This is a genomic window from Variovorax sp. GW821-FHT09D07, from assembly GCF_059416345.1.
Genome location: NZ_JBWKOY010000001.1, coordinates 384,102 through 396,759, shown reverse-complemented (window position 1 = coordinate 396,759; position 12,658 = coordinate 384,102). Strand labels below are relative to the sequence as shown.

Below are 12,658 nucleotides of genomic sequence, written 5' to 3'. Positions count from 1 at the left end.
CGCCGGCCGTCAATGGCGGCGGGGCCGGGGAAAAAGGCGGCTTACTTCTTCATCTCGTCCTTGCCCATCGCGTCCTTTTTCATTTCGTCCTTGGCCATGGCATCTTTCTTCATGCCATCTTTGGCCATGCCGTCCTTCTTCATGGCGTCCTTGCCCATGGCGTCTTTCTTCATCCCGTCCTTGGCCATGCTGTCCTTCTTCATGCCATCTTTGGCCATGTCGTCCGCGGCCAAGGCCGAGGCGCCGGCGAAGGCCATGCAGGTGGCGAGGAGGGTGGCGGTGAGCTTGTTCATGTCGGTCTTCCTGAGTTGAGGTTGGGTCTTGTTGTCGAGATCGGCCTGGTTCCGTGTCGGAATTCGGCCTCGCGCTTTCTTCGGCAGTCGAGCGGCTGTGGCAGCCCCTCAGCTCCCTCCGAACCAGTTGTAGCCCTGGTCTTCCCAGTAGCCACCGGGATAGGTGTTGGTCACGTACATCGCCTGGATGTGCTTGGGGTTCTTGTAGCCAAGCTTGGTCGGCATGCGCAGCTTCATCGGGAAGCCGTACTTCGGCGGCAGCGGCTGGCCGTCGTAGCTCAGCGTCAGCAGCGTCTGCGGGTGCAGCGCGGTCGGCATGTCGATGCTGGTGTGGTAGTCGTCCGCGCACTGGAAGCCGACGTACTTCGCGCTCAGGTCCGCGCCGACGTGGCGCAGGAAATCGGCGAAGCGCACGCCGCCCCATTTGCCGATGGCGCTCCAGCCTTCCACGCAGATGTGGCGCGTGATCTGGTCCTGCTGCGGCAGGGCGCGCAGCTCGGCGAGCATCCAGCGGCGCTTGTCGGCGACCATGCCGCTCACTTCGAGGCGGTAGGTGGCTTCGTCGACCTCGCGGACCTCGTCCTCGCCGTAGTAGGCGTTGAACGGAAAGGGGCGCGTGATCTCGGCTTCGGTGTAGGTCGGCGCCAGCCGCGTCGGGCTGAAGAGCCAGCCCTGCACCTCGTCGTTGAAGCGCGAGACCTTCGAGAGCGCCGCTTCCACGTGGCTGTCGTCGCTGATGCTGCAGCCGGTGAGCATCGACAGGCCGCCCAGCGTCAGCGAACGGCGCAGGAACAGGCGGCGCGAGGGGGCGTCGAGCCGGCGCTCGATGAGGGCGCGGGCTTCGCGCACCACGGCGTCGCCGTCGACACCAACCAGGGGAGGGCGTTTGAAAAGGAAGCTCATGGGGTGTGGGGCGCGCGACCGCGCAGCATGGTGAGCAGGGTGCGGGGCACGAGCGCCACCATCACGAGGTGCACGGCAACGAAAGCCACCAGGGCGGCCATCGCCACGAAGTGGACGCGGCGCGCGGCTTCGTAGCCGCCCAGCAGCTCGCGCAGCAGTGGGAACTGCACCGACTTCCACAGCACCAGCCCCGACAGCACGATCGCGACCAGGTCGACGATCACGAACAGGTAGGCGAGCTTTTGCACATGGTTGTAGTGGCGCGGGTCGGCATGCGAGAGCCTGCCGCCGAGCGCGGCCCGCGCATCGCGCCAGAGGCCGGCCGGCGAGAGCGGGAAGAACTTGCGCGCGAAGCGCCCGCTGGCAAGGTTCAGCACCAGGTAGACGAGCCCGTTGAACACCAGCAGCCACATCGCCGCGAAGTGCCACTGCAGCGCGCCGCCGAGCCAGCCGCCCAGCGTGATCGAGGCCGGGAAGCGAAAGTCAAAGAAGGGCGCCGCGTTGTAGATGCGCCAGCCGCTGGTCACCAGCACCAGCACGGCCAGCGCGTTGAGCCAGTGCGTGACGCGCATCCACAGCGGGTGGATCGGTCGGTGGTCGGGGGCGGCGCGTGTCTGCATGGGCCGGATTGTTGGGCGCACCCCCTCGCCGATTCATCACGCAAAGTTCAAAGATTCGTGATAACTCCGGGGGGCGTCTCGCGGGACAATCGCGGCCATGGACACCGCCAAACGCGTGCTGATCGTCGAGGACGACGCCCACATTGCCGAGCTGCTGCGCATGCACCTGCGCGACGAGGGCTACGCGGTCGAGCACGCCGCCGACGGCAACGCCGGCCTGCGCGCGCTGGAGCGCGGCCAGTGGGACGCGCTGGTGCTCGACCTCATGCTGCCCGGCATCGACGGCCTCGAGATCTGCCGCCGCGCACGCGCCATGGCGCGCTACACGCCCATCATCATCGTGAGCGCACGGTCCAGCGAAGTGCACCGCATCCTCGGCCTCGAACTGGGCGCCGACGACTACCTGGCCAAGCCCTTCTCGGTGCTGGAGCTGGTGGCGCGCGTGAAGGCGCTGCTGCGGCGCACCGACGCGCTGGCGCGCAACGCGCGGCTGGAGTCGGGCAGCCTCACGTTGGGCAACCTCGACATCGAGCCGCTGGCGCGCGAGGTGCGCGTCGACGGCAAGCCGATCGAGCTCACGCCGCGCGAGTTCGACCTGCTGTATTTCTTTGCGCGCCATCCCGGCAAGGTGTTCTCGCGGCTCGACCTGCTCAACCAGGTCTGGGGCTACCAGCACGACGGCTACGAGCACACGGTCAACACGCACATCAACCGGCTGCGCACCAAGGTCGAGGCCGACCCGGCCGCGCCGCGGCGCATCCTCACGGTGTGGGGGCGTGGCTACAAGCTCGCCGCAGACGATGCCGCGCCGAAAGGTGACGCGCCATGATGGCGTGGGCTACGTTGTCGCGGCGGCTGTCGATCGCGTTCGCGGTGCTGCTGCTGGCCTGCTGCGGGGCCTCGGCGTGGCTGCAGATGCGCGCCGGGGTGCAGCACGCGCAAGAGGTGACGCAGCGCCTGTCGCTGGGGCTCGCGGCCCACATCGCGCAGAACACCGAACTCATGAAGCCCGGCGGCCTCGACCCGGTGGCGGTGAAAGACCTGTTCGACAAGCTCATGACCGTCAATCCCAGCGTCGAGGTCTACGTGCTGGGGCCCGACGGCCACATCGAGGCCCAGGCCGCGCCGCCCGGGCACCTCAAGCGCGACAAGGTGGCGCTCGGCCCCATCCGCCGGCTGCTGGCCGGCGAGCGCCTGCCCATCGCGGGCGACGATCCGCGCAGCCCCGACGGCGCCAAGGTCTTCAGCGCCGCGCCGCTGCGCATGGGCGGGCGCGACGCCGGCTATGTGTACGTGGTGCTGCAAGGCGAAGACCACGACGCGCTGGCCGCCAACCTCTCGGCCGACACCGTGCTGCGCACCACGCTGTGGTCGATGGCCTTGGTGGCGCTGCTGGGGCTCATCGCCGGACTGGTGGCGTTCCGCCTCATCACCCGGCCGCTGCGCGAGCTGACGGCGGCGGTGCGCCGCTTCGAGGCCGAGGGCATCGCGGCGCTGGAGCGCGAGGCGCCCATGCCCGCGCCGCCGCGCCACGCCGACGACGAGATCGCGCAGCTGCAGCAGGCCTTTGCGCAGATGACGCGCCGCATCGCCGAGCAGTGGCGCGAACTCAGCCTGCAGGACCGCCAGCGCCGCGAACTCTTCGCCAACATCTCGCACGACCTGCGCACGCCGCTCACCTCGCTGCACGGCTACCTCGAGACGCTGCTGCTCAAGGCCGGCACGCTCAGCGAGGAAGAGCGCCGCCGCTACCTGGAGATCGCGCTCGGGCAGAGCCGCAAGGTGGGCCGGCTCGCGCAGGAGGTGTTCGAGCTGGCGCGGCTCGAGTACGGCGTGGTCAAGCCCGAGAAAGAGAACTTCGCGCTCGCCGACCTCGTGCAGGACGTGTTCCAGAAGTTCGAGCTCGCGGCCGAGGCGCGGCGCCAGCAGCTCAAGCCCGACATCGCGCCGAACCTGCCCGTGGTGTCGGCCGACCTCGGCATGATCGAGCGCGTGCTGACCAACCTGCTGGACAACGCCATCCGCCACACGCCGGCCGGCGGCGAGATCGAGGTGCGCCTGCGCCCGTCCGACGCCGGCGTGGCGGTGCAGGTGAGCGACACCGGCCCCGGCATTCCGGGCGAGCTGCAGAAGGGGCTGTTCACGCGGCCGGCCTTTGCCGACGGCGGTGCGCGCGGCGGCGGGCTGGGGCTGATGATCGTGCAGCGCATCCTGCAGCTGCACGGCAGCGACATCCGGCTCGTGCCGCAGCCGGGCAAGGGCGCGGTGTTCCTGTTCCGGCTTGGAGGCGCAACGGGACGTTGAACCGGGTGGTCGACGGGTTTGCCAGCGGGCGGCGGGCGATGCTACAAGCGAAGCGGCATCACCCCCCCAAGAACAGAAGGAGACCACCGACCATGCCCGCTTTCGAGACCGTCCTGATCGACAAGGACCCGCAGCACCCGCGCATCGCGCGCTTGGTGCTCAACCGCCCCGAGAAGCTCAATGCCATCGGCGACAGCACGCCGACCGACATCCGCCGCGCGGTCGAATGGGCCGAGGCCGACGACGAGGTGCATGTGATCGTGGTCGAGGGCGCGGGCCGCGCCTTCTGCGCCGGCTACGACCTGGGCGACTACGCCGAAGGCCACGGCCGCGAAGGCCAGGGCGACCATCCCTGCCGGCAGGAGAAAACGCCGTGGGACCCGATGCTCGACTACGCCGCCATGAAGCGCAACACCGAGGACTTCATGTCGCTGTGGCGCTGCCGCAAGCCGACCATCGCCAAGGTGCACGGCTACGCGGTGGCGGGCGGCAGCGACATCGCGCTGTGCTGCGACCTGCTCACCATGGCCGACGACGCGCGCATCGGCTACATGCCTACGCGCGTGTGGGGCTGCCCGACCACCGCGATGTGGACCTACCGCCTCGGCGCATTGCGCGCCAAGCAGCTCATGTTCACCGGCGACACCATCACTGGCACGCAGGCGGCCGACTGGGGCCTGGCCAACTTCGCGGTGCCCGCGGCGCAGCTCGACGAGGCCACGCTGGCGCTCGCGCAGCGCATCGCGGGCGTGCCCAGTTCGCACCTCATGATGCACAAGATGGTCGTCAACCAGGTCTGGCACTCGATGGGGCTGGAGCAGACCCAGATGTTCGCCACCGTGTTCGACGGCATCACGCGCCACAACCCTGAGGGCATATGGTTCCGCCGCCAGGCCGAGGCCGAAGGCTTCAAGAGCGCGGTGCAGTGGCGCGACAGCGGCCGGCCGATTCCTGAAGGCGACGAGGCGAGGGCGCGCATCGCCGAGCTCGAAGCGAAGCTGGCTGCGCGCGGTTGAGCGTGCGCTCGTGTGACGTCGCGTGACAGCGTGTCTGCCCGCATGTCACGCGACAGACATATCTCCCCTTGATGATCCGCCGCGCCTGCCGCCCGTCACGTTGACGGCGGAAAGATGGCGCATCCATTTCGATGGATACAAAAGGGGAGGATTTCAATGCAGTTGTTCAATTTCTCGCGCACGGCCCTCGCGGCCTGTGCCTGCGCATTCATGGCCGCCTGCGGTGGCGGCAACGGCGGTGGTGGCGTGCCGATGTGGCCCATTGCGCCGGTCTCGCCCCCGGCGCCAGCACCTGCGCCCGCCCCGGCGCCAGCACCGGCCGAAGCCGCCCCCGTGCTCGTCATCGGCCACCGCGGCGCGCCCGCGCTGCGGCCCGAGCACACGCTGGCCTCGTACCAACAGGCCATCGACGATGGTGCCGATTTCATCGAGCCCGACCTCGTGCCCACCAAGGACGGCGAGCTGGTCGCGCGCCACGAGAACGCCATCGCCATCGTCGATGCCGCAGGCAAGGTGCTCGAAGCCACGACGAACGTGGCCGAAGTGCCCAAGTTCGCCGACCGCAAGGCCACCAAGGTCATCGACGGCCGATCGATCACCGGCTGGTTCACCGAAGACTTCACGCTGGCCGAGCTCAAGGAGCTGAAGGCGCGCGAACGCATTCCGGCGCTGCGTCCGGCGAACGTGTCGTTCAACGACCAGTTCCAGGTGCCCACGCTCGACGAAGTGATCCAGCTCGCCAAGGCGCAGTCGGTCATCAAGGGCCGCGTGATCGGCATCTACCCCGAGACCAAGCACCCGACGTACTTCCGCTCGATCGGCCTGCCGCTCGAGAAGAAGCTGCTCGACACGCTGCACAAGCACGACCTCGACAAGGCCGACGCGCCGGTGTTCGTGCAGTCCTTCGAAACCGGCAACCTGAAGGACATCCGCCTGAAGAGCACGGTGAGGATCGTCCAGCTCATCGACGGGCAGGGCGCGCCGTATGACCTCGTGGCGCTGAACGACAAGCGCACCTACGCCGACCTCGTGAAGCCCGAGGGCCTGGCCGAGATCGCGACCTACGCGAACGGCATCGGCCCGGCCAAGGTGCGCGTGATCCCGGTGGTCGACGGCAAGCTCGGCGCGCCCACCACGCTCGTGAAGGACGCGCACGACAAGAAGCTGCTGGTCCACATCTTCACGGTGCGGCCCGAGAACAACTTCCTGCCCGACAGCCTGAAGAAGGCGCCCAAGACCGACCCGATCGTGTACGGCGACACCGCCGGCGAGATCAAGGCGTTCCTGGATGCGGGCATCGACGGTTTCTTTGCCGACAGCGCGGCCACGGCCGTGCCGGCGGTGAAGGCCTACCGCGCGGCGCAGCCGAAGTAAGAAAGTCGAACGGAAAGCGAGCGGGGCGCTCAGCCGCCCTTGCGGCGCTTCACCACCACCGTGGCCTCGAGGCCTTCATAGGCCTCGGCGTCGCCGTACCAGCTCCCCGAGATGGGCGCCGCCAGCGCGGGGTCGCGCGCCACGCCCACGCGGATCAGCTGGCCGCTGCCCATGAGGTTGTTGGTCGGGTCGAAGGCCAGCCAGCCCGCGCCCGGCAGGTAGGCCTGCAGCCACGCGTGCGTGCTGCCGGCGCCGGTGACCGATTCGCCGGGCGCCTGCCCGGTGGCGTCGTTGTCCAGCGACGCGTCGTAGAGGTAGCCCGAGACGAAGCGCGTCGCGATGCCGAGACGGCGCGTGGCTTCCATCATCAGCAGCGCGTAGTCGCGGCAGCTGCCGCTGCCCAGCGCCAGCGTCTCCAGCGGCGTCTGCGTGCCTTCCTCGTCGCGCGCCTTGTATTCGAAGCTCTGGCCGATGTGCGCGTTCATGCGCGTGAGCACGTCGCGCGTGCTGTTGGGCTGGTCGGTGTGCAGGAACTGGTGCGCCCAGCGGATCAGCGTGCCGTTGGCGTCGTCGTTGTGGTGCGGGCGCAGGTAGTGCTCCAGGTCCAGGCGCTCCTGCACCGAATAGGCAAAGGGCAGGAACTCGGCCGACGGATCGAGCGTGAGCAGGTCGCGCTGCGACGGCGGCACGTGCTCGATGGTGAAGGAGCAGACGATGCGCAGCTCGGTCGCCTCGCCCAGCGGTTGCACCAGCGCGACGGAGTTCGAGTACGGGTCTTGAATGAGCCGCGTGAGGGCCTGCGGGCTCACCTGCAGGTCGGTGGCGAGCACCCGCAGGTCGTGGCTGTCGCGTGGACGGAACATCACGCGATGCAAGCCGAAGGTCACCGGCTTGTTGTAGCGGTAGACGGTGGTGTGGGTGATGTCGTACTGGATGGCCATGGCGCGCATTGTGCGGTGCGCGCGTGACGCCGGGGGAGCCGGGAAGCCCGTACGGGCCGATTCAGTCCGATCCGGGCCAGAGCCGCTGCGTGCCCAGCGCCTTGGCGAGCGTCGCGGGCAAGGGCAGCGGTTCGCCATGCCACTGCGCCGCCAGCAGCTCGGCGCACAGCGTGGCAAAACTCAGGCCGCGCGAGCCCAGCGCGGTGCAGGCCCAGAGGCCGTTGTCGGCCCCCGGGGCCAGCGGGCCGACCAGCGGCCGGCGGTCGCCCGAGGCGCAGCGCACGCCGACCCAGGCGTGCACGTCTTCGCGTTCGAAGGCGGGCGCCAGCGCGGCGGCGGCGCCGGGGTGCAGGCGCGCGAGCCGTTCGCGGTTGGCGAGGCGGTCTGCGTCGGTGGGGGCGAGGTCGGTGCTGTCGCGGTCGAAGGTGGCGCCGATCAGCCACAGCGGCTGCGGCGCCTGGCCGTCGGGCACGCCGGCGATCAGGTGGCCGTCGCCGTTGATGGGGGTGACGGGCAGGGCGGCGGGGTCCGCGCGGCCCCAGGTGACTTGGCCGCGCACGGGTTGCAGTGGCAGGTCGGGCGCGAAGCGGTGCGATGCGAAGCCTGCGGCCACGACCACGCGGTCGGCCTCGGTGAGCAGGGCGCCGGTGTCGTCGAGCAGCTGCCAGCCGCCGTCCGTGCGTGCGAGGCGCGCCACGTGGCAGTTGCCGCGGAATGTGACGCCCGGTTGGCCCAGCCACGCGGCGATCAGGCGGTGCGGCCGCACCCAGGCCGCGCGCGCATGCCAGAGCGCCGGCGTGTCGGGCGGCAGGCCGGCTGCTGCGAGCTGGTCGGGCTGTGCGGGCCACGATTCGTTCGGGCCCTGAGCGCTCCAGCCGGGCGGCACGCGCACGTCGCCGTCGGGCCGGCGTTCAAGCGAGCCGTGAGCGCCCCAGTCGCGGTCGGGGTCGAGCCGCTGCGTCAGTTCGCTCCAGGTGGCACGGATGCCAGCGCGTGTGAGCCGCGACAGCAAGGCGTCGTCGGACGACACATGCGGCGCGAGCAACCCGACCGGCAGGCCCGACGCGCCCGAGGCTGGCGCGTCGGCCGCGTCGAGCACCGTGACCCGCCAGCCGCGCCGCGCGAGGCTGGCCGCGACCGCCGCACCCGCGAGCCCGGCGCCGATCACCGCGCAATGGCCGGGCGCGTCGACACCTTCACGCACTGGCTGGCGACGCCGCACCGTCCAGGCGGGCGCGAACACGCCGCGCAGGTTGCCGGGGCCCGGGTCGAGCTGGAAGCCGTTCTGCGCCAGCGCATGGCGCATCCCGTCGTCGTCGGTGCGGGCCGCGAGGCCGGTGCCCTGGCGGGCGAAGCGCGACACCGCCTTGAGCGTGTCGGGCGAGGCCATCGCCGGGTCGAAACCGTCGAGGAAGAGGCTGTCGGCCTCGAAGCGTTGCGCGCGAAGCATCGGCTGCAGTTCGCCCACGCACAGCGTGAGCAGCACGCGGCCGTCGTCGAAGGCCAGCCGGTGGAAGCCGGGCAGCAGCCCGGTCCATTGGTCGGCCAGCTCCGCAGCGAGCGGTGCCAGCGCCGGGTCGGCCGCAGCCGCGCGCAGCAGATCGCCGACCGGTGCCGGATGGGCGTCGACCACGACGTAATGCAGCAGGCGCGGCCGGTGCGGGTCGGCGCGCCAGGCCTGCCAGGTTGTCAGGAAATGAAGGCCCGGCCCGAAGCCGGTTTCGAGAATCCGCCATTGCGGGCGCCCGGACCAGGCGGCGGGCAGGCCGCGGCCGTCCAAAAACACACGGCGCGAAAGCGCCGGTGTGTCGTTGTCGAGGGGGGAGGTGTCGTCGCCGGAGCGCGCGCCGAGCGGGGTGCCGTCGGCGGCCACGCCGGACTCAGGCCGCAGGAGGGGGAACGTAGCCTTGCGCCACGTCGGCGCCTTCGCCGAAGAAGTGCTTTTCCATCTGGCGGGCCAGGTACTGGCGGGCGCGCAGGTCGGCCAGGTTCAGCCGGTTTTCATTGACCAGCATGGTCTGCTGCTTGAGCCAGGCGGCCCAGGCTTCCTTGCTGACGTTTTCCCACAGGCGCTTGCCCAGGTCGCCGGGGTACGGCGGAAAGTCGAGTCCTTCGGCCTCTTTGCCGAGCTTGATGCACTGAACCATGCGTGCCATTTGATTGCCTCTTGTGGGGGAAAGCGGTTGCTTAGTTGATTTGGCTATTAAGAACTGAAAACTTGGTCGTTCCAGTTCCTATATGTCGTATTCAGAATACGTGGCTTCATTGATATGCCTTTTTAAGAGCAAGACACCATGAGCCTTCGCCGCGACTTTATCAAGCTTTCCCTGGGTGCCGGCGTGGCCGGTGCCTTGGCCCTGTCGGCATTGCCGTCGTTTTCGCAGGGTGCGGCGGGTGCCAAGGGCCCCGTGACGCTGCTGAACGTGTCGTACGACCCGACCCGCGAGCTGTACGTGGACTACAACCAGGCCTTCGCCAAGTACTGGAAGGCCAAGACCGGCCAGGACGTGAGCGTCAAGCAGTCGCACGGCGGTTCGGGCAAGCAGGCGCGCTCGATCATCGACGGCATCGATTCCGACGTGGCCACGCTGGCGCTGGGCGGCGACATCGACGCGCTGGCCACGCACGGCGGCCTCGTCAAGGCCGACTGGCAAAAGCGCTTGCCGCACAACTCCGCCCCCTACACCTCGACCATCGTGTTCCTGGTGAAGAAGGGCAACCCCAAGGGCCTGAAGGACTGGGACGACCTGGTCAAGCCCGGCGTGCAGGTGATCACCCCCAACCCCAAGACCTCGGGCGGCGCCCGCTGGAACTACCTGGCCGCCTGGGAATTCGCCAAGCGCAAGTACGGCGGTGAAGCGAAGGCCAAGGAATTCGTCGGCAACCTGTACAAGAACGTGCCCGTGCTCGACACCGGCGCGCGCGGCTCGACCATCACCTTCGTGCAGCGCGGCGTGGGCGATGTGCTGCTGGCCTGGGAAAACGAAGCTTTCCTGGCGCTGAAGGAATTCGGCCCCGAGAAGTTCGAGATCGTCGTGCCGTCCATCTCCATCCTGGCCGAGCCCAGCGTGGCGGTGGTCGACAAGGTGGTCGACAAGAAGGGCACGCGCGCCGTGGCCGAGGAGTACCTGAAATACCTGTACTCCGATGAAGGCCAGGACATCGCGGGCCGCAACTTCTACCGCCCGACCTCGGACAAGGCCAAGGCCAAGTACGACAAGCAGTTCCCCAAGCTCACGCTGGTGACCATCGACCAGGCCTTCGGCGGCTGGGCGAAGGCCGACAAGGAGCACTTCGCCGACGGCGGCTCCTTCGACCAGATCTACGCACCCAAGCAGAAGTAAGCGCAGCTCCTCTGGAACCGATCGCTGGTGGCACCCCGTGGGAGGGCGCCGGGGATCGCTTCGCCCTGAATTTCTCCTGAAGCCCAACGAAAGTTTCTCGTGTCCGTTCTCCTGATTGCCGGCAGCCCCTCGGCCCCCTCCCGCTCCACCGCCTTGCTCGACGCGGTGGGCGAGCGGCTGGCCCAACGCCATGCGCGCATCGAGCGGCTCGCGATCCGCGACCTGCCGGCGCAGGCGCTGCTGCTGGCCGAGTGGGCGCACCCGGCCATCGAGCGAGCCATTGCCCAGGTGGCGGCGGCCCGCGTGATCGTGGTGGCCACGCCGGTCTACAAGGCGGCCTACAGCGGCGTGCTGAAGGTCTTTCTCGACCTGCTCTCGCAGAACGCGCTCAAGGGCAAGACGGTGCTGCCGCTGGCCACCGGCGGCAGCCCGCACCACATGCTTGCGCTCGACTACGCACTGCGGCCCGTGCTGCAGTCGCTGTCGGCGCGCCACATCCTGCCGGGCGTCTACGCGAGCGATTCGCAGATCGCGCTGACGCCCGAGAACGCCTACCAGGTGCACCACGACCTGGCGGAGCGACTGAACGAGGCCGTCGAGGTGCTCGCGACCGAAGGCCTGAAGCTGCCGGCCACGCACGGCTTCGAGCCGGTTCCTTTCTCCCGTGTGCGATGTAGCGTTTGACGACCGGGTTCCTCGCTGAACCCGGCCCCGGCCAGACCTCTTTCCGTTCCCCGTTTTTCGAAGCCGCCTGTGTGCGGCCGGGGGATCGCTTTGCCTCACGTTTTTGCACCAAGGAATTTCGCATGAACCCCGTCGCTCCCGAAGACTCCGTGTTCGAAGTCGCGCCGCGCTCCTTCTGGCAGGCGCTGCGCGACCTGGCCATCAGCGCCATCGTCGTCACCGCCATCGCGCTCATCGTGAGTTTCATCTCCGCCGCCTCGGCGCATGCCCAGACGCAGACGAAGGCCAGGGGCGAGCTGCGCATCGGCTACCAGAAGTCGGCCAGCCTCTTCGTGCTGCAGAAGGCGCAGGGCACGCTCGAGAAGAAGCTCTCGCCGCTGGGCTTCGGCGTGAAGTGGGTCGAGTTTCCGGCCGGCCCGCAGCTGCTCGAAGGGCTGAACGTCGGCGCGGTCGACGTGGGCTATGTCGGCGAGGCGCCGCCCATCTTCGCGCAGGCCGCGGGGGCGAAGTTCGTCTACTTCGGCTACGACCCGGCCGCACCGCGCGCCGAAGCCATCCTGGTCACCAAGGATTCGCCCATCCGCTCCGTGGCCGATCTCAAGGGCAAGAAGGTCGCGCTCAACAAGGGCAGCAACGTGCACTACCTGCTCGTGAAGCAGCTCGAGAAGAACGGCCTGAAGCTGTCCGACATCCAGCCCGTGTACCTCGCACCCGCCGACGGCCGCGCCGCGTTCGAGAGCAAGAACGTCGACGCCTGGGTGATCTGGGACCCGTTCCAGGCCGCCGCCGAGAAAGCCACCGGCGCCCGCGTGCTGGCCGATGGCGCGCCGGACGTGGTCAACAACTACCAGTACTACCTGGGCGAGCGCGGCTTCGTGAAGAAGCACCCGCAGGTGATCGACGCGCTGTTCGCCGATTCGGTGGAGCAGGGCATCTGGCTCAAGAAGAACCTGCGCCAGGCCGCCGAGCTGATCGCGCCGCTGCAGGGCCTGCCCGTGGACGTGGTCGAGCTGGCGCTGCGCCGCTACGAGTTCAACGTGAAGCCGATCACCGCCGCCGTCGCGGCCGACCAGCAGCAAATCGCCGACACCTTCTTCGCGCTGAAGCTCATTCCCAAGCCCATCAAGGTCAGCGACGCGGTCGTCACGGCCCAGCCCTGAACAGTTTCGAAGGACCCCA

General features: G+C 68.9%; 13 protein-coding genes. 7 read left to right on the top strand and 6 right to left on the bottom strand.

The genetic code is table 11. The features are described from left to right. Positions 1 to 41: 41 nt before the first annotated feature. From AC07OX_RS01875 to AC07OX_RS01865, 3 genes are all read right to left on the bottom strand, one after another. The gene (locus AC07OX_RS01875; protein ID WP_095745469.1) at positions 42 to 293 is read right to left on the bottom strand and encodes a pentapeptide MXKDX repeat protein; all 252 of its coding nucleotides are present in this window, start codon (positions 291 to 293) and stop codon (positions 42 to 44) included. A gap of 108 nt (positions 294 to 401) precedes the next feature. Beyond that, positions 402 to 1,196, bottom strand: coding sequence for a molybdopterin-dependent oxidoreductase (locus AC07OX_RS01870; protein ID WP_495259687.1), 795 nt, complete (start codon positions 1,194 to 1,196; stop codon positions 402 to 404). Continuing rightward, positions 1,193 to 1,816: a cytochrome b/b6 domain-containing protein gene (locus AC07OX_RS01865; RefSeq protein ID WP_495259686.1), complete on the bottom strand. Its 624-nt coding sequence runs from the start codon at positions 1,814 to 1,816 to the stop codon at positions 1,193 to 1,195. The genes AC07OX_RS01870 and AC07OX_RS01865 overlap by 4 nt, the downstream gene beginning before the upstream one ends. Positions 1,817 to 1,913: 97 nt before the next feature. On the opposite strand from AC07OX_RS01865, the gene AC07OX_RS01860 reads away from it, so the two are divergent. The 4 genes from AC07OX_RS01860 (at position 1,914) to AC07OX_RS01845 (ending at position 6,510) form a co-directional block, all read left to right on the top strand. Continuing rightward, positions 1,914 to 2,645, top strand: coding sequence for a response regulator transcription factor (locus AC07OX_RS01860; RefSeq protein WP_495259685.1), 732 nt, complete (start codon positions 1,914 to 1,916; stop codon positions 2,643 to 2,645). After that, positions 2,645 to 4,120 carry a sensor histidine kinase gene (locus AC07OX_RS01855; RefSeq protein WP_495260398.1) on the top strand — a complete coding sequence of 492 codons (1,476 nt, stop codon included), beginning with the start codon at positions 2,645 to 2,647 and terminating at the stop codon, positions 4,118 to 4,120. The genes AC07OX_RS01860 and AC07OX_RS01855 overlap by 1 nt, the downstream gene beginning before the upstream one ends. A 92-nt stretch (positions 4,121 to 4,212) precedes the next feature. Beyond that, entirely contained in the window at positions 4,213 to 5,136 is a 924-nt protein-coding gene (locus AC07OX_RS01850; protein WP_495259684.1) for a crotonase/enoyl-CoA hydratase family protein, read from the top strand. A 156-nt stretch (positions 5,137 to 5,292) separates the two neighbouring features. After that, positions 5,293 to 6,510 carry a glycerophosphodiester phosphodiesterase gene (locus AC07OX_RS01845; protein WP_495259683.1) on the top strand — a complete coding sequence of 406 codons (1,218 nt, stop codon included), beginning with the start codon at positions 5,293 to 5,295 and terminating at the stop codon, positions 6,508 to 6,510. Positions 6,511 to 6,539: 29 nt separating this feature from the next. On the opposite strand, the gene AC07OX_RS01840 is transcribed toward AC07OX_RS01845, so the two are convergent. The 3 genes from AC07OX_RS01840 to AC07OX_RS01830 all read right to left on the bottom strand — a co-directional run bounded on the left by AC07OX_RS01840 (position 6,540) and on the right by AC07OX_RS01830 (position 9,607). Continuing rightward, positions 6,540 to 7,451 carry a transglutaminase family protein gene (locus AC07OX_RS01840; RefSeq protein ID WP_223301327.1) on the bottom strand — a complete coding sequence of 304 codons (912 nt, stop codon included), beginning with the start codon at positions 7,449 to 7,451 and terminating at the stop codon, positions 6,540 to 6,542. A 61-nt stretch (positions 7,452 to 7,512) separates the two neighbouring features. Continuing rightward, positions 7,513 to 9,324 carry an FAD-dependent 5-carboxymethylaminomethyl-2-thiouridine(34) oxidoreductase MnmC1 gene (gene mnmC1 / locus AC07OX_RS01835; protein WP_495259682.1) on the bottom strand — a complete coding sequence of 604 codons (1,812 nt, stop codon included), beginning with the start codon at positions 9,322 to 9,324 and terminating at the stop codon, positions 7,513 to 7,515. Between the two features lie 7 nt (positions 9,325 to 9,331). After that, positions 9,332 to 9,607, bottom strand: a complete 276-nt coding sequence (locus tag AC07OX_RS01830) for an oxidative damage protection protein (protein ID WP_013541095.1) — start codon at positions 9,605 to 9,607, stop codon at positions 9,332 to 9,334. 138 nt (positions 9,608 to 9,745) lie between these two features. Between AC07OX_RS01830 and AC07OX_RS01825 the strand changes: the two genes are divergently transcribed. From AC07OX_RS01825 to AC07OX_RS01815, 3 genes are all read left to right on the top strand, one after another. Beyond that, positions 9,746 to 10,795 carry a sulfate ABC transporter substrate-binding protein gene (locus AC07OX_RS01825; RefSeq protein WP_095948675.1) on the top strand — a complete coding sequence of 350 codons (1,050 nt, stop codon included), beginning with the start codon at positions 9,746 to 9,748 and terminating at the stop codon, positions 10,793 to 10,795. Positions 10,796 to 10,894: 99 nt separating this feature from the next. Next, positions 10,895 to 11,479 (top strand): NADPH-dependent FMN reductase, encoded by a 585-nt coding sequence (ssuE, locus tag AC07OX_RS01820; protein ID WP_070060842.1) that lies wholly within the window; start codon positions 10,895 to 10,897, stop codon positions 11,477 to 11,479. Positions 11,480 to 11,601: 122 nt separating this feature from the next. Continuing rightward, positions 11,602 to 12,639, top strand: a complete 1,038-nt coding sequence (locus AC07OX_RS01815) for a sulfonate ABC transporter substrate-binding protein (RefSeq protein WP_159271669.1) — start codon at positions 11,602 to 11,604, stop codon at positions 12,637 to 12,639. The last annotated feature ends 19 nt before the right edge of the window (positions 12,640 to 12,658 follow it).